Source organism: Sphingobacterium sp. ML3W (assembly GCF_000747525.1).
Classification (GTDB): domain Bacteria; phylum Bacteroidota; class Bacteroidia; order Sphingobacteriales; family Sphingobacteriaceae; genus Sphingobacterium.
The window spans coordinates 5,162,148-5,180,253 of the sequence record NZ_CP009278.1 but is presented as its reverse complement, the minus strand read 5'-3'; the positions used below and the strand labels follow the sequence as shown (position 1 = coordinate 5,180,253).

The following is an 18,106-nucleotide window of genomic DNA, read 5'->3' as shown; positions in this document are numbered from 1 at the left end:
TTATATTTTGTTTGTTTTAAGATTCTCTATCATCTCGGCAGTAAGCTTAGCTAAATCAAAAGCTGGCTTCCAGTTCCAATCTGTTCTTGCTGGAGAATCTTCAATACTAGCAGGCCAAGAATTTGCAATAGCTTGTCTAGGATCATTCTCCGAGTAAGTGATTGTAAAATTAGGAAGAATTTTTTTAATTTCTTCTGCTAGTTCTTTTGGAGTGAAACTTACCCCTGTTAAATTATAGCTTGAGCGAATCGTTAAACTTTCTTTTGGCGCATCCATTAACTGTAAAGTACCACGAATGGCATCGTCCATATACAACATCGGTAAAGCTGTATCTTCCGATAGGAAACATTCATAAGTCCCTTTTTTCAAGGCATCATAGAAAATATGAACAGCATAGTCAGTTGTACCACCTCCTGGTTCCGCTTTCCATGAGATAATACCTGGGTAACGGATACTACGGATATCCAATCCACGATTTTCTTGGTACCATTCTACTAAACGCTCACCAGCTAATTTACTGATACCGTAGATTGTATTTGGATCCATCACACAATATTGATCGGTATTCGTCTTAGGCGAATGTGGACCGAATACTGCGATTGAACTTGGCCAGAAAATCTTGGCAACTTTATATTCGACAGCTAAGTCCAATACGTTCAATAGACCATTCATGTTCAAATCCCAAGCTTTTTGCGGATAAACTTCGCCAGTAGCCGATAACATGGCGGCCAATAGATATACTTGTGTAGGTTTATATTTTATAAATAAGGATTCTATAGCACTTTTTTCAAGCACATTGAGGGGTTCGAAAATTTCTCCATCCTTTAAATTTTGAGGTTCTCTAATATCGGAAGTAACGACATTTTCTGTACCAAATTTCTCTCTTAAAGCTGTAGCCAATTCTGTTCCGATTTGGCCATTTGCACCGATTATAATAATGCTTTCTTTCATCGATGCAAATATAGTATTTTTATTAAGGTAATCAATCTTTTGTGAGCGGTCAAAAAACGAATATTAATGCACCTGTAGTCTGTTTAAAGCCTTTATTATCATGGTGATTGAAATGTGTTTTCATGTAAATCAAAGCCTTTTAATGATACCTTTTAAGATCTTTTTAGTTGATTATTTCTTCAATTTGTGGCCTTTTATTACATATCAATCGATTGCTTTTTTTTTAGTTTTCTTGGTAGGATAAATCGGCACATTTGGTACCCATTTCAGTAATGGAGGAAAAAGAACTTTTGAGCATGGTTATTGGCGTCCTTTTTTGCCGAATATTTAAAGCAAAAATTTATTTAATATGTTGTCTAGAATTTATCTGCTATTTTTTTTGCAGCTCATTTGAGGTAGATTAAGTTTCCAATGATGAAATTTTAATGCTGTTTCTAGCATGATCACGTTGTATCTTAACATTTATTACAGTAGATTTTAGCAATCTGCACAAGAGCACGGTTAGCTGCTGGTTGCTAACAATATTTGAAGATATTTTATTAAAGAGGCATTAATGTGTCCATATTAATATTACTTTATGTATTTTTTTGCAATAATCGTCAAATATTAGCCCTAAATTTCGTAAGTTTGAGAAATACGAATATTCTATTTTGAATATTTACAACAGATTACATAACAAATTAAAGAGAAGGTAACAAGATGAAAGTCGCAGTAGTCGGCGCAACAGGCCTTGTAGGTACTGAGATGCTAACAGTGTTAGCAGCGCGCAATTTCCCAGTTTCAGAATTAATTCCAGTAGCTTCAGAGCGTAGTAAGGGTAAGGAAATTGATTTTAAGGGAAAGAAGTATAAGGTGGTTACACTATCTGAAGCTATTGCCTTGAAACCTGATGTTGCCTTGTTCTCTGCTGGAGGTTCTACTTCTTTGGAGTATGCTCCATTATTTGCAGCTGCAGGCATTACGGTTATTGACAATTCATCAGCTTGGCGTATGGATCCTACTAAAAAATTAGTCGTTCCAGAAGTAAATGCAGATGTTTTAACAGCCGAAGATAAAATTATTGCTAATCCCAACTGTTCGACGATACAGATGGTGGTCGCTTTAAAGCCTCTTCATGATAAATATAAAATTAAGCGTGTTGTTGTATCGACATATCAATCTGTCACAGGTACTGGCGTAAAGGCCGTTCAACAGATGATGGATGAGCGTGCTGGAAAAACAGATGGCGAGCGAGCATATGCATATGAAATCGATTTAAATGTCATCCCTCAAATTGATGTTTTCCAAGACAATGGATATACCAAAGAGGAAATGAAAATGATTTTGGAAACAAACAAGATCATGGGTGACGATTCGATTAAAGTAACGGCTACGACAGTTCGTATCCCAGTGATGGGCGGGCATTCCGAAGCGTTGAACATTGAATTTGAAAATGATTTTGATTTGGCAGACGTTCGCGCAGCACTAGCTGCACAATCTGGTGTTATTGTGGTTGACGATCCTGCAAACTTGAAATACCCAATGCCAAAAGATGCACATGGGAAGGATGAAGTATTCGTAGGACGTATCCGTCGTGATGAATCACAAGCTAATACCTTAAACATGTGGGTTGTGGCTGATAATTTACGTAAAGGTGCCGCAACAAATACAATTCAGATCGCTGAAGCATTAAAAGAAAGAGGTTTGATTTAATCTCAATTTATACTATTAGGGAGGAGCTATAGCAGTACATGTTATAGCTCCTTTTCTTTTGGACATAACCTATAGCCATATTCCAATCTAGAAAAGGGACTGCGCTAGTTCTTCGATCTGCTTGTCGTATATGCATTGCATGAAGCAGACTCGTTTCTATTTCAATTTATTTCTTCACTAAAATAAGCGGCCATCCTCCGATGGGAGATAGCATAAACTGTGGGCTTGTCTTGCATACAATCCGAATAGGGGTATAGCTTGGTATAAAGCATGCTACATGAGCCTGAAAATTTGGCTGGTCTAAGTTGATCAATGGTGATAAGGTCGGAGGAGGATATGCGAAGATTGTAAACGATAAAGAGGCGTTTTTCAATGACATAATAAAGGGGTCGTATCTTATCTGATACGACCCCTTTATTATGTCTAAATATGGATTGTTACCCTATTTTACAGGATTAAATTTCCAAGTATCGTAGAATTTATTTGAACCATTTTGACCAGTAGTAATATAACCTACGTTGTCGATTGCAAATCCAACAGCATCTTGTCTAGCTTGACCTTGGAAAACTTGATTGTCAGCATTCCATACGTCATTTGAAGGGTTGTATTCCCAGATTGTGTTGATAACCGTTTGTTTGTAACCACCTACTACATAAGCTAAGTTGTTCAATACAAAAGAAGACGTATTTGAACGTGTTAAGTTGTAGTTGTACGATTTGTCATCACGGTTTAAATCATTCAATTTCGTCCATCCTTTACCATCATATTTAAAGAAATCTTCAGGATATGAACTGTTGTCGATACCACCACCTACATAAGCAATATCATTGATTACAAAAGCGAATCCATATCTTCTATTTGATTCTAATGGGCTATCTACAGCTGACCATGCATTTGCAGCAGGATCATATTTGTAGAAAGATTTTACGTTATTGTCTGTATTATTTCTAGAACCCGTACCTACATAACCGTAACCTCCGATAGAGAAAGCAACAGCACCAAAGCGTGCTTCAGCTGGAAGGTCAGCGATTTTAGTCCAAGTATTATTTTTAGTATCAAACTTATAAAAGTCAGATAAAGCATTAGCTCCATCATAACCTGTACCTACATATCCGTTGTCACCAATAGCAAAAGCAACTGCGTTGTTACGCGCTACACCAGGGAATTCAGCTTTTTGAGACCAAGTTCCTGCAGAAGCACTATATGCCCATGTATCTTTTTTGCGAACATCTACTTGTCCTTCTTTTGAAAGACCTGTTGTTACGTAAGCAATATTGTTAACTAAGAAAGATACTGCTCCACTTCTTGCGTCACCATCGAAAGCAGACGCTCTTGTCCATTCTACTACTTCGTCTTCATCATTATTATCTTTCGATTTACAAGAGTAAGTTGAGAAAGTTACGACGCACGCTAATATGATAAGTAGCCAATTTTTCTTGTTCATAAACTGTTAAAATTTAGTATATAAGATGTTTAATTTTATTTTTGGTTTGTTATTTGCATCCTTTGCTACAATAAGTTTATCTACACTAGAGAATAAACCAGATGTTGGTACGCTCACAAATAGGGACGTATTATAGTAGCTTTCTTGTTTAATATTATTTAAATATTCAATCAAATTGAATACATACTTTGCATTTGTACCAAAATCATTTGCGCCGATATAAGGAGCTTGTTGTGGCTTTGTATCAAATGGTGTGTTGACCATACTTACCGGATTACCGTATCCATTAGCCACCATTAAGATTAAGCTTGATGGCGAGTTGAAAAACGAGTTCTGGTATTTGCTCTCCGTCTCTATAACGAGTTCAGCCTTATTAATCGCTACAGTTGGATCATTAACTAATTTCAAAAGTGTCGGAAAGGTCAATTTTACAACCGTTCCAGTGCTACCTTCTAAGAAAACATCACCAGCTGTTGTTTCACTCTTTAGCTCAGGATTCTTAACCGTAAGCGCACTAAATGCTGTTCCTTGACGGTCTGATGCGACATTATTAAATTGGTAGGCCTTATCGCCTAAATTGAATTTAGCAACAGCATTTACTTTAAAACCCTGCTCATTGACAAAGTTATAATGAATCTGCATGGTTACGGTATCTTTATAACCGATGATAGCGGTATTATTTTCTCCAGGTATTACTGCAATACCCTTGAAGTACTCAACAAAATTCTGATTTGAAGAAATAGCAGACTTTCCCTCTTTGATCATCGAGAATAAGGTATTGCCTAAATTATCATCTAATCTAATGGCTACCGAATCTAGTTTTTTGACAAAAGGTTGGAATGATAACGTTCCTAAAGCCGTAGGATCGTAAGCAAATTTTTGATCGTTATAGATGGCCGGACCACTTACAAAAACTGGTTTCTCATTGATATCAGAACCCGAGTTGATCTCTTTTAATGTAATCTGATCCGTTACTTGGTGAATCGCTATCGTTTGTGTTTTGGTTGTATCTCCGTAGAAATATTTATTAGGTTTCAATACAAATGTGATGGAATCGTACTTTGCAGCAGTTGGAATGGATGCTGTTGTGATTTCACCGATGCCCATACGCATATAAGATGATGCCGTGATGGAACCTGTTAGGATATCCGTATTTTTTCCAACAAGAATAACGCCTGTTGCAGATGTCGGTACGTCATCCAATTGATAAGTGGATGCATTCACTTGAAGCGAATCCATCGGAACGATACCCATTGATTCATCTCTTGAATTGTCTAAAGAGAGCGATATATCTTTATTACAAGCTGAAATGCCTAGCAGTAATAACGCTGAGAATAAAAATTGAACGCTATGTCTCTTAAAATTTCTTATCATGCTTAAAAATTGAATAATGCAAATGTAATCAATGCGCATTGTTAATCAGTGTTATATTTTGTTAAATATGGTTAATTACCAAGGCGAATGCAAATTTAGTAATTTAAATTTGTTTTTAATTATGGCAAGCAAGTTTAAATTATTGATTACAATGTCGGTATTAACCGGGATCGGGCTGGTTAGTATCCTGAGTATATGGTTATACGGCAGTTATAATAACCGGTTGGAGCTGTTTCTTTCCTCTGCAGAACGCAGTATGTTCAATATCGTACAGGAGGTATATCAGGCACACAGTAGCGATTTGAAAAGTGATCAAGGCGGTGCTTTGGGCGAACTGCGCAAGAAGTTAAGGGATAAGTATACCGATACTGAAATTGATACCCTTTTTCAGGAGCTTGTTTCTTATCATAAACATCCCGGGGTAAGTCGAATCGCGCGTAAAGCGGTGACCGCAGGTGGCGCTGACACAAGTAAAGGGGGGGGGAAAGCCAGTGGGGAGATTATGGCTCCTTCTTTATTTTTACAGATTAAGAGTACCCCAGCTATTATTGAAGAAATAAAGAGCAGATTTGATCTTGCCTTGCAGAATAAGGGGGTGGTTTCCAGTTACGATATTACAACCCATATTATCCCGCGCGACAGTTTATTTGCTATTCGTAAAGCCTATCGTGAAAAGAAACTGTCTTGGACGCGCCCTATGATGATTGATGCCGCCAACAGTGAGTTTTTGGTCGTGAAATTTAAAGATGTATGGAAAGATCTACTTTTTGATCTGGGTTGGCAATTGGGTATCGCTATTCTTTTGGTCACTATTTTTATAGGCTCCATAAGCTATCTTTTTAAGACTATCTTTCGTCAAAATAGATTGGCAGAGATGCAAAAAGCATTTGTCAATAACATGACCCATGAGTTAAAGACACCTGTTTCTACCGTGATGACAGCCATAGAGGCGATCCAATTGTACGGAGGCAAACAGGATTATGCTAAGATGGATCGTTACCTCAGTATTTCAAGGAACGAGCTCGATCACCTATCCGATATGATCGATCGTGTCTTACAAATGGACGTCGACGAGCGTAATGGCCTGCTGTTGGAATGGAGTCAGATCGATTTGATCCAGATTTTAGAAAAGGCTGCAGACACTTTCCAGATCAATGTCAATAAGGAAGTGAAAATAACGGTAGATAGCGATGTTGCAGCGCTCTATTTGCGTGCGGATGGTTCGCATATTAGAAATGTCGTCAATAATCTATTGGAAAATGCCGTGAAATATTCGGGAGAACGAGTAGAAATTTACATCCATGTACGGGAGCATCGCGACCAGATCGAGTTTAGTATTTCAGACAAGGGAAAGGGGATTGCAATGGCCTATCAACAGGATATATTTAGTTTGTTTTTTCGCGTTCCAGAAGGAAATTTACATCAGGTAAAGGGATTTGGAATAGGATTGGCCTATGTACGTCAGGTCATCCGTCAGCATGGTGGAGAAATTAAAGTAAAAAGCATACCAAATAAAGGAAGTACCTTTACCATTACACTACCAAAATAATAGGATTATGATGGATATATTATATGTGGAAGATGAAGCGAGTTTGGCACTTATTGTCAGCGATAGTTTAGAAACAAATGGATTCGCGGTGCGACATTGCTCGGATGGACAAACTGCGTTGAAAGCTTTCGAGATGGAAAAGCCAGATATTTTGCTGATTGACGTGATGATGCCTGTAATGGATGGTTTTACACTGGCCAAACATATACGAGAACGCGATAGTCAGGTGCCTATCATTTTCCTGACGGCACGCGTACAGACCGAAGATGTTGTCAAAGGATTCCATATTGGAGCCAATGACTATGTCAAAAAACCGTTCCGCATTGAAGAGCTCGTTGTCCGCATAACATCCTTATTGAAGAGCAGTCCAAAGATGCAACTGGGCCAAAACTTGATGATTGGCGATTATGTATTAGATAGCCTCAAGCAAACGTTAAGTTATAAAGGTGAAATGATCAAGCTATCGTATCGCGAAAGCGAACTTCTGAGAAGTCTTTATGAAAACAGGAATCAAGTTATTCCTCGAGAGGATATCATGAAGACCTATTGGAGTTACGATAAGTATTTTTCAGGCAGGAGTCTCGATGTATTCATCAGTAGAATTCGAAAGTATCTGAATAAAGATTCGCGTATAAAAATCACCAATGTGCGCGGAGTAGGTTATATGCTTACCGTTGATTAAAGATGGATATAGAAATTTACGTAGCGTACTTTAACAGATAGCAATACGTATTACCGGAATAGAATATGCCATAGATAACATCGTATAATTAATTGCAGCGCATATTTTGAGCACCTATTGAAATTTGATCGTCATATGATTAAATATTCAGCTCAAGTAAATTGTATATAAAGGACAATTTATCTAAGTTTGTACGCTGTATAAAGAGTAAAAAAATGAAAGATAGTGTATTGAGTAGGAAAGAAAAAATTATGCGTGAAGCTTTGAATTTATTTTCAGAGCAAGGATATGCAGATACCTCTACCAAGGCTATTGCTCAAAACGCAGGCGTTTCCGAGGCCCTAATCTTTAAACATTTTGGTAATAAGGACTCCTTATTGGTCTATCTGATCAAAGCCGGATATCGTAAGGTATTGACGCATCATAAGGGTATGATGACTTATCGTGATTCTAAGGACTTCTTACGTAAAATGATCAATTTACCGAGTAAACTGGTCGCTGATGAACCCATCTTTTGGAAATTACAGGAACGACTTTCGCATCATCCTTTTTCAAGACAACAACATGAGCAATTCATGAAACCGGTACAAGCAATAATCGTAAGGGCTTTTAAAGAGCTGGGCTATAAGGACCCGGAATTAGAAACTGAATTGCTATTGATCGTGATCGATACCCTTTGGAAAAAAGAGGCAAATGGTGAACTTGACCACGCGATGGAATTAGCCATTTTATTGGAAGAAAAATATAATTTAAACTGATTTAAATTATATTTTTCGTCACCACTCATGCAAGTTTATGCATGTTTTATTAAATTTGTTGCACAAACTGTTTCTGTTTGTGTAAAAAATACCCGTTATTAGTAATCTATTTTATACAAAAAATTATGATAAAAAAATTCGCGTTAGCTGTTGTCACCCTGGCATCAACGATTTCTTTCTCACAAGCACAAGACAAAAAGGACTTTGTCCAGTATATCAATACGCCACACACTTGGGTAGATTCGGTATTCAATACATTAACGCCAAAAGAGCGCATAGCCCAATTGTTTTTAGTGCGTGCACATACGAATTTAGGTCAACGATATATCGATTCTGTAGCACAAGTGGTTCACGATGAGCAATTGGGAGGACTCGTTGTTTTTCAAGGTGGACCAGAGCGCCATGTCGCGATGTTCAATAACTACCAGCAGCTTTCAAAAGTTCCCTTATTGATTACTTTTGATGGCGAGTGGGGCTTAGGGATGCGTTTACCAGATTCGACCTTATCCTATCCCTATCAGATGACTTTAGGTGCCATTCAAAACGATCAATTGATCCATCAAATGGGGCAAGAAGTTGCAAAGGATTTTCACCGCATCGGTATGCACTTTAATTTTGCTCCAGTAGTAGACATCAATAATAATCCTAAAAATCCGGTCATTGGATTCCGTTCTTTTGGTGATAATAAAGAAAATGTAGCTAGAAAAGCCAAAGCCTATATGGATGGTATGATGGATGGCGGTATTATTTCTTCGTTGAAGCATTTTCCAGGACATGGCGATACCGATGTAGACTCACATCATGACCTACCGCAGTTAACTTTTTCAAAAGAGCGGTTAGAAGATTTGGAAATGTTTCCATTCAAAGCATTGATTAAAGATGGTGCTCCGGCTATTATGGTTGCACATATGAATATCCCGAGTTTGGATCCAACGCCCAATATTCCATCTTCCATTTCCAAACCTATTGTAACAGGGATTCTTCGTGACCAATTGGGGTTCCGTGGTTTGATCGTTACCGATGCGATGGATATGAATGGTGTTAAAAAGTTTTTCCCAAATGGTGAAGCAGATGTCATGGCCATCATTGCAGGACATGATCTGTTGGAGGTTTCTGAAAACAGCAAACGCGCGATAGACCTTGTGTTGAAAGCTATCCAAGAAGGCCGAATTAATCAGGCCGATGTGGATGCACGCGTTAAAAAAGTATTGGCTTCTAAGCTATGGTTGGGTTTGGATCAGTATAAAGCTGTAAATCCTCAAAATTTATATGCGGAATTGAATAGACCATCTGCTAAGCAGCTGATCGATCAATTGTCCGAAGCTTCCGTTACGGTATTAAAATCTACAGCAAAGATCAAGGCATTTAAGCCTTCGGAGAAAACAGCAATTCTTAACATAGGTCTTCAAGCGCCATCCACTTTTCAAAATATAATGGCAACAGCTTTATCCAACGAGACACAGTATTACATCGCTGCTGATGCCACTGAGGCAGAATTGGCTCCAATTATCAAGGAAGCGAAAAAGAACAAACAGATCATACTTGCTATCCACGATACACGATCACGCCCTCGACCAGAAGTTGCAGCAAGCGATGCCGTGAAATCATTGGTCAAAAAATTAGCTAAAAAATCCATTGTCACCTTTTTCACCAATCCATACGCTATAGATGGATTCGCTGGTGTTCAGAAAAGCAAGACGATCATTGTCGCTTATCAAAACGATGACTTCATGCAACGCGCAGTTGCCCAAACGATTTTAGGTCAAAACATACCGAGTGGTAAATTACCTGTCACGATTAATAAGTATTTCAGATACGGAGACGGTAAATAATTCTTTTACCAATTGGTTATAAAACAAGAAGGGCTTATCTGTACAGATAAGCCCTTCTTGTTTTATAACACGATATTCTTTATTTCTTTTCTTGAATGATCAGGTCTGTCATGACCTTAGCACTTTCATCCTGAACGAAGTCAAACTCCATCTTCGGTTGTGGTTTTCCTTCTTCCCATAATGGAAGCCCTCTTTGTTTCAATAAAGCGTTGACGCGGTCTCTATTCTTTTTCTGGAAGTCATCACGTTCTTTTTTGAATTTATCCAGTTGAAGCGGTATTTTAGTTTCCTCATCACGTTTTTCAAAAGTAGCGATATCTTCCAATAAGAATTTGTATTCCGTTGAAGTTTTCATGCGTTCTTCATGCTCTTGCTCTAATGTTTTATTGATGGCTGTCAGATCCGCTACTTTGGTATAGTTACTCGATTTGATCTGGTCCCAAGGTAAAGCAGAAGGCTCAGAGCTTTCTCCAAATTTCTCTGCCGAGTATTGCGTCGGGAAAGCAACATCAGGACTAACTCCTTTATGTTGCGTACTACTTCCATTCACACGGTAGAATTTACCAAGTGTAATGTTGATCTGTCCATATTCAGGAGCACCATTCGGCGTGTCTGGATCTTTTTCGTTTTGCGCTTTTAATAACAATTTGCTCGTAGGGCTGATCACGCGAGCCATATCTACAGCAGATTGTACCGTGCCCTTACCATAAGATTGCGAACCTAAGATCACACCACGACCATAGTCCTGTATAGCACCTGCAAAAATTTCAGAAGCAGAAGCAGAGAAACGATTGATCATCACACCTAGTGGACCATCCCATGAAACGCCAGCGTTTTTATCTTCTTCTACATCCACAGCATTGCGGATATCCCTTACCTGTACCACTGGACCTTTGTCAATGAACAGACCTGTTAGGTCGATTGCTTCAGGCAGAGAGCCACCGCCATTAAAGCGTAGATCGATCATGACGGCATCTACTTTTTCTTGTTTCAAGGTATCTAATAATAAGCGCACATCACGTGTCGTGCTTTTATAGTTCGGGTCGCGTTTCCGGTAAGCCTCAAAATCCATGTAGAATTTAGGGATATTGATGACCCCAACGCGATAGTTTTTACCATCTGCACCTTTTACATTTAAGATTTCTTTTTTAGCAGACTCTTCTGCCAATACGATTTTTTCACGTGTCAGCGATACAATTTTTGGATGTGCACTGATCTGTTGACCTGCAGGTAATATTTTCAATCTAACGATCGTTCCAGCGGGGCCTTTGATCTTTGCAACAGCAGCGTCAAGTCTCCAACCGATGATATCTTCAAATTCGCCATCTTTACCTTGCGCAACACCAATGATTTTATCATCAATAGCTAAGCTTTTATCTTTGAAAATAGGACCTCCTGGGATGATTTCCATAATCGTCACCATTTCATTGTCGATCATCAATCGTGCCCCAATACCCTCAAATGTATTGGCCATGCCCTCATTGAATGCTTGAGCGAAAGAAGGGTTGAAGTATGATGTATGCGGATCCACAGCATCTGTCAATGCTGTTATCATCAATTGGAAAGCATCGTTCGCATTTATTTTCTTCCCTTGAGAAATCAAGTTGGTATAACGCTTACGTAGCGTTTCTTTTTGCTTATTTGCTGTACTGTCTGTTTTATTGACCGTAGTCATTTCTAAGTTTAATAAATCATATTTCACACGATGTTTCCACTGCGTATCTGCCTCGGTTACACTTTTGAACCAGCCTAATTTTTCACGGCTAGGAAGATAAGATTCGTCGATGGTAAAATCTTGCTTAACATCTACTTGTGTTAACGCGTATTGGATACGTTCTAGATAACGTTTAGCGTATACATTGAAAATATGAAATGGAGCCGATAGATCACCTTTACGGAAATCTTGTCCCAAGGTATTGCGATACTGCTGAAACTCATCGATGTCCGATTGCAAGAGATAGTTTTTCCCTTGATCTAAAGACTTGATTAGGTTATCGAATACAATATTTGAAATGGAATCATTCAGTTGTACTTTTTTATAACTTGTCGATTCTAAGAGACCAGCAACTTCTTTTGCTATGACTTCGTGTTGCGCGCTAGGCTTTAAACCTCCTTCTACTTCGCTTAGATTAACACGTGGTTTGGAACCACAGGAGACAATCGAAATAACAAAAAGGGTGAATATTAGCTTTTTAAACATATTTTCTATAATTTTAATAGTCATTTTTATACAATGAAATAGCACTTGAAATCCAAAGAGCTAAATTTAAAGAATTTCAGTTCATAAATTTCAACAAATCAACAAATTTATTTGATAATTTAACGGATAAATCTATAAAAATTAAATTTGTTGTAATTATAACTCATTTAAATGAAGATAAGTATCTTTAGGAAGAAACCAATTCATCCTGTAATAATAATGTTATGAAAAATTTAATAATGACAATTCTATGTTTTTGCGTTACAGAAAGCAGTTTCGCGCAACTTAAGACCATTAATTACAAGGATGGCGATCAAAAATTAACGGGTTTATTGAATTCAGATGCGGGAGCAGGTGCACCTGGGGTCTTGATTTTGCCGGCATGGATGGGGATTGATGATGAAGCCACTCAAGCAGCTGCGCAATTGAGCAAGTCGGGATATATGACCTTTGTTGCCGATATCTATGGTGAAGGGAATAAGCCATCCAATGCAGCAGAAGCGGGAAAACAGGCCGGGAAGTATAAAAATGATTTCCAAGCTTATCAACGACGGATCCGTCTGGCGTTAGAAGAATTGGTCCGTGCAGGAGCCAGCCCTGGTCGTCTAGCCGTTATGGGTTATTGCTTTGGAGGTACTGGTGCTTTAGAAGCCGCTAGAGGCGATCTTGAAGTTCAAGGGGTGATATCCATCCATGGCAATCTAGGTAAAGGGAGTCGTCCAGATGGGCCATTAAACACCAAGATATTGGTGTTGCATGGAGCCGCTGACCCACATGTGTCTAACGAAGAAATCGCAAACTTTAGGACGGAAGTTGAAAGTGCACATGCCGATTGGCAAATGATTTATTATGCAGATGCCAAACATGCCTTCACAAATCCAGAGAGCCCAGATTTCCAACCTTTAGCCGCGCAACGTTCTTGGAAGCATTTACAGGTGTTTTTGGAAGAAATATTAAAGTGATATCACCTTGAATAACGTTGGTAGCAACGTGTTGGATACCGATAGGTTATATCGTTACACTAATCGGTATCTTTTTTCAATTCCGCTTTTAGGTTCGAAAAATCCTGATAGGTATTTTCCGCTTCTTCATATTCTTTTAAAGTGATATAGACTTCACCAAGCTTATCTAGGACCGCAAGTTCAAGATGTTTGTTTTTTTCATTCCGAGCAAGTATCAACGCTGTTAAAAACTCTTTTTTAGCAATATTTATATTATTGTCCAAAAGTTTGGATGATGCCAGCACATATTCGATTTCGGCCAGGTCTGCCGTATAATTTTTGTTTTTCGCGAGTTGCTGCGCTTGCAAAAGAAACCACTGAGCTTGGGTATATTTGTTCTGTTCATAATATACCTGAGCCAATTGTTGCCAAGCAATTATTTTACCTTCAAAATTCTTCGCTTTATTATACAGCGGTATTGCTTTACGGATGATATTTGGTTCAGCAACGTTGTAATTTTTCATGCCGCTATTGGCCATCGCAAATTGCATCCAAGCATCTGCTTGCTCGCTGTAGTTTTTGGATTTATTTAATCGTGTCAGGATTTCTTGCGCCGTGTGAGCGGCTTTCTCATACGCCTTCGTATACAGTTGTACCGCAGCTAAGTTGTGTAGGAGCGTAGGTAGATCCTGTTGATCTTTCTCTTTGGCAGCAATCGCGATCGCTTCTTGTAAATAAGCTGTTCCCTGATCGGTCAGATGCTGTTCAACTGCGGCTAAACCTGCGGCATTCAGCAGGGAGTAGGTGTAGACATGATCAAACTGATTCTTTGCACGAGCAATGAGCTCTTGCCAAGCACTTGTGTCCGTTGGAATCTTTAAATGTTGTCCAGGGCCGTTGTCTTTTAAATTTTTCAGCTCCTGTAAGAGCATATTGTAACGAAGTTCTGCTATTATTTTTTTTGCAAAATCCTTACGGTCGTTACTCTCATATAGATCGATCAACTGTTCGGTCTTCGACTTCGGAGGGGGGAGAAAGTAAACTTTCGGACCTATTCCTGAAAAATTACTGTTGTACTGTGTTATGGAACCTGTATAATCCTTGCTTAATTCTTGCGAAAAGGCCGTTAGTCCTAATATAAGTAGGAACGCTGTGCTAAGAAAGGAAATTTCCCAAAACTTCATTTTAATCATGTATAATACCTACTGTTGGTGAGGGTTTTGCAAATATCAGTAAAATATGTGTAAAATACTGTTAAAGTATTTAGACTTTCATATCAGGTATAGATTGTAACTTTTTGATGGCAACTCAGCATTTGTATTTCATCCTGTTTTAGGCTTTCATTTTTGTTCTTTACTTTCACGCATTGAACAGTATGGTAAACAAGTCAATCTATTCGCTTAAGGCTGCGTGAAGCCATAGTAAAATAAATAATGAAAAAATAATTAGTATCATGAAAAAAACAGCATTATTTGCACTATTCCTTGCATTGTCTGGTGCAACTCTAGCGCAAAAAAAAGATAAGAGACCCAATATCATATTGATTATGGCTGATGATTTGGGTTATGGCGATCTGGGTGCGTATGGTCAAAAGATCATCGAGACCAAGCACCTTGATGCTTTGGCAAAGGAAGGTATCCGATTTGATAATTTTTATGCAGGTACTTCCGTTTGCGCACCTTCGCGGTCGGCCTTGATGACCGGGCAGCATACCGGACATACGCCAATTCGAGGAAATAAAGAAATAGAGCCGGAAGGGCAGCAGCCATTGGCAGACTCGGTACAGACGATGGCGATGCTTCTACAGCAAGCAGGTTATGCAACTGGAGCATTCGGAAAATGGGGTTTAGGTATGGTCGACACCTATGGTTCACCAAATCAAAAGGGATTTGAGGAATTCTATGGATACAACTGTCAGCGCCAATCACACCGTTATTATCCGACCCATTTATGGCACAATAAAGAGCGCATTCATTTAGAAGGTAACGGTTTACTCGCCAAGGGACAGTATGCTCCGGCACTGATCCAAGAGAAAACATTGGCATTTATTGAAGATAATAAAGACCAACCATTCTTCCTGTATGTTCCTACCGTACTTCCTCATGCCGAGTTATCGGGACCAGATGATGAGTTCTATGAACAGTATGCCAACAAGTTTGAAGAGAAAGCACACAAAGGGAACGACTATGGTCCAAACGCGACCATTCCAGGGTATGCATCCGTTGCTAAACCGCGTGCTACATATGCAAGTATGGTGAGTCGTATGGATGCACAAGTAGGACAGATCGTAGCGAAGTTGAAGGCGTTGGATCTATTGGAAAATACATTGATTATCTTCACCAGTGACAATGGTGCGCATCGTGAAGGTGGTGCAGATCCTGATTTTTTTAATAGTAGTGGTGGTCTTCGCGGATACAAACGTGATCTTTATGAGGGCGGTGTAAAAACTCCGTTTATCGTATATTGGAAAGGCAAGATAGCACCTGGTACTACATCTGATTACCTAGGAGCGTTTTGGGATGTGATGCCAACGCTTGCTGAAATTGCTCAGGCTGATAAACCTCGGAATACAGACGGTCTATCTTTCGTCCCTACTTTATTGGGTAATGCCAAAAAGCAAAAGAAACACGATCACCTCTATTGGGAATTCCATGAGGACGGTGGCCGCCAAGCGGTGAGAAAAGGAGATTGGAAGCTGATCTTACAGAAAGTAAAAAGCGGCAATCCTATTCCTGAACTTTTTAATCTAAAGCAAGATCCTAAGGAAGAACGCAATCTCGCTGCAAGCAACCCTAAGAAAGCGGAAGAACTGCGTAAGCTTATTGCACAATCACATGTGGAGAATGCAGATTTTCCTTTATTGAAGACTGAAAAATAACCTCATTAAACAACAAAGAGCCTCGCAGGCTCTTTGTTGTTTAAATGTTATTGTGTCACTATTCACTCCGTTACTGGTACTAATACCCTCGTTACTCTGTTACTATTCACTCCGTTACTGGTACTAATACCCTCGTCACTCCGTTACTGATTTCTTCGTTACTACTTAATCATTAACAGCGGCAAACTATGATAGGTTTCACTTTTATAGAATCGCAATAGAAAATCCAAGGTGTTGCGATCTAATGGATAGAAAAACTGCTCATTGATTTCCTTTTCGTACAGGGCATAATAATGTTCGACCAATCCCACCGAGAAAAACTTTTGTACAAGCAATTGCAATAGATTTTGAGCATAGTTGATGGGCTCATTTTCATTTTTCACAAAAAACGGATTTTGCTCAAGCGGGAACAGTTCAGCGATACCACCGAAAAATTCCAATCCAAATTTCGGATTATAGAAAGCAGTCACCGACTTATCTTTCGATGCATCTGAGCTATCTTGCTTGTCTACTAGAGCTAAGCCCTTTTGTTCCCGATAAGTGTTTGTCAGTTCGTGTATATAGTCATTCATGTCCACTTCCGACATAAAGGCTAATAGGTCATTGTGTTTTTTGGAAAATAGCGCTTTCACTTCTGCAATCTGCTGCTCCGTTTTTTCGATCTGCGTTCTTTTTCCCCTGAGTGCTTCCACCAAGTAAGTTTGTGTTGTTTCAGGATCAGTTGTGAGGTCAATTTGATCAGCCTCGATAGCAGACATCATTCCCGATAAGTTCCAAGCATCCTTCCACGGAACGATCTCCATATAGAAAAGTTGACCAGCAGCAGGTTCTTTAAAATTCTGTATAGAATTTAAGTTGACCAAGAACAATTCCCCTGTTGATAGGTGTTTCAACTGCAACTGATCATGGGTTACTTTTTCATATTCGAAAAAGCTATCGATGCGGTTTCCAATTGCGCGTGTATTTTCATATTGCGGATGTGCGGTTCCTAACATAGCAGAAACAAACTCACAAGATTTGAGAGCCAATAAATGCAGACGGAAGAAAATAAAGTGATTGTCGCGAACGCGAAAAGTCATCTGGTTAAGATAAGCGGGATCATGCTGATAACGACCGAGGTCGGCAATGTCCATATGCTGCATCAAGCTATTGTAGTAATACCCCCCCGTGATGTAATTGGTCGCAATAACTTTTTCACTAAAATTGCGTACCTGGAGGTAGTTTGCATCTGCCGGCAAAGTATATTCTTGCTGTAAAAGAGTGTTTTCAGGAGCCACTTCATAATGCTCTTCTAAAACCGCATAGGCCAGATCCGTTACTAATGCAATCAGGCGACCATCCTTATCTAAAAATAGATGCGGATTACGTTCACTAAAGAACAACCAGGTAAGCACCAGTACATCCTGCGGATTGATATCCTCGGAGTAATAATCTGTTAATTCCTGATCGTCAAAATAAGGTAGCATTTTACTGTAGAGCGCTTGGTGCTCTAGGCGGAATGCCTCAAAAAGTTTCGTTCCAGATACCACATCTTCCAGGTAGCAGGTCAAATAGATACTCAGTGTTTTAATGATCTCGGGTCTGATCAATGCATCCGTTTCTTCTTCGTCAAACCACAATGTACTGAGTGCATTGTTGATTTCATTCGCTACTTGTAAATAATAACTGTCGGCATCAGACCTTCCTTGATAGGGATGTTGTCCTAACCAATCCTGTATATAAATGCGGTTTTTTTTCATTCAAATAAATATTTAAGAGTGTAAGTTCTCAGCTGTATACATGAACTCATTTCACTCGGTTTGTTA

Annotated in this window: 13 protein-coding genes; 7 read left to right on the top strand and 6 right to left on the bottom strand. The window is 39.0% G+C overall.

Going from position 1 to position 18,106, the window contains the following annotated elements:
- Entirely contained in the window at positions 1–951 is a 951-nt protein-coding gene (locus tag KO02_RS22005) for an NAD-dependent epimerase/dehydratase family protein (RefSeq protein WP_038701754.1), read from the bottom strand.
- 699 nt (positions 952–1,650) lie between these two features.
- Between KO02_RS22005 and KO02_RS22000 the strand changes: the two genes are divergently transcribed.
- Positions 1,651–2,643, top strand: coding sequence for an aspartate-semialdehyde dehydrogenase (locus KO02_RS22000; protein ID WP_038701753.1), 993 nt, complete (start codon positions 1,651–1,653; stop codon positions 2,641–2,643).
- 442 nt (positions 2,644–3,085) lie between these two features.
- On the opposite strand, the gene KO02_RS21995 is transcribed toward KO02_RS22000, so the two are convergent.
- Positions 3,086–4,087, bottom strand: a complete 1,002-nt coding sequence (locus KO02_RS21995) for a Kelch repeat-containing protein (protein ID WP_038701752.1) — start codon at positions 4,085–4,087, stop codon at positions 3,086–3,088.
- A gap of 6 nt (positions 4,088–4,093) precedes the next feature.
- The gene (locus KO02_RS21990; RefSeq protein WP_038701751.1) at positions 4,094–5,461 is read right to left on the bottom strand and encodes a DUF4270 family protein; all 1,368 of its coding nucleotides are present in this window, start codon (positions 5,459–5,461) and stop codon (positions 4,094–4,096) included.
- Between the two features lie 151 nt (positions 5,462–5,612).
- Here KO02_RS21990 and KO02_RS21985 point away from each other — a divergent pair, with 151 nt between their 5' ends.
- The 4 genes from KO02_RS21985 (at position 5,613) to KO02_RS21970 (ending at position 10,282) form a co-directional block, all read left to right on the top strand.
- On the top strand, positions 5,613–7,010 hold the full coding sequence (locus tag KO02_RS21985; protein WP_158500340.1) for a sensor histidine kinase: 1,398 nt from the start codon (positions 5,613–5,615) through the stop codon (positions 7,008–7,010).
- A gap of 7 nt (positions 7,011–7,017) precedes the next feature.
- The gene (locus KO02_RS21980) at positions 7,018–7,692 is read left to right on the top strand and encodes a response regulator transcription factor (protein ID WP_038701750.1); all 675 of its coding nucleotides are present in this window, start codon (positions 7,018–7,020) and stop codon (positions 7,690–7,692) included.
- A 215-nt stretch (positions 7,693–7,907) separates the two neighbouring features.
- Positions 7,908–8,450 (top strand): TetR/AcrR family transcriptional regulator, encoded by a 543-nt coding sequence (locus tag KO02_RS21975; protein WP_038701749.1) that lies wholly within the window; start codon positions 7,908–7,910, stop codon positions 8,448–8,450.
- Positions 8,451–8,575: 125 nt separating this feature from the next.
- Positions 8,576–10,282 (top strand): glycoside hydrolase family 3 protein, encoded by a 1,707-nt coding sequence (locus KO02_RS21970; protein WP_235212309.1) that lies wholly within the window; start codon positions 8,576–8,578, stop codon positions 10,280–10,282.
- A gap of 79 nt (positions 10,283–10,361) precedes the next feature.
- Here the strand turns inward: KO02_RS21970 and KO02_RS21965 are convergent, their stop codons facing one another.
- Positions 10,362–12,482: a carboxy terminal-processing peptidase gene (locus KO02_RS21965; protein ID WP_144243389.1), complete on the bottom strand. Its 2,121-nt coding sequence runs from the start codon at positions 12,480–12,482 to the stop codon at positions 10,362–10,364.
- A gap of 224 nt (positions 12,483–12,706) precedes the next feature.
- On the opposite strand from KO02_RS21965, the gene KO02_RS21960 reads away from it, so the two are divergent.
- Complete coding sequence (locus KO02_RS21960; RefSeq protein WP_038701747.1) at positions 12,707–13,444, top strand: dienelactone hydrolase family protein; 738 nt, start codon at positions 12,707–12,709, stop codon at positions 13,442–13,444.
- Positions 13,445–13,503: 59 nt separating this feature from the next.
- Here the strand turns inward: KO02_RS21960 and KO02_RS21955 are convergent, their stop codons facing one another.
- Complete coding sequence (locus KO02_RS21955) at positions 13,504–14,607, bottom strand: tetratricopeptide repeat protein (protein ID WP_144243388.1); 1,104 nt, start codon at positions 14,605–14,607, stop codon at positions 13,504–13,506.
- Positions 14,608–14,876: 269 nt separating this feature from the next.
- Between KO02_RS21955 and KO02_RS21950 the strand changes: the two genes are divergently transcribed.
- The gene (locus KO02_RS21950) at positions 14,877–16,301 is read left to right on the top strand and encodes an arylsulfatase (protein WP_038701745.1); all 1,425 of its coding nucleotides are present in this window, start codon (positions 14,877–14,879) and stop codon (positions 16,299–16,301) included.
- A gap of 161 nt (positions 16,302–16,462) precedes the next feature.
- Here the strand turns inward: KO02_RS21950 and KO02_RS21945 are convergent, their stop codons facing one another.
- Complete coding sequence (locus tag KO02_RS21945; RefSeq protein ID WP_038701744.1) at positions 16,463–18,040, bottom strand: DUF3843 family protein; 1,578 nt, start codon at positions 18,038–18,040, stop codon at positions 16,463–16,465.
- Between the last annotated feature and the right edge of the window lie 66 nt (positions 18,041–18,106).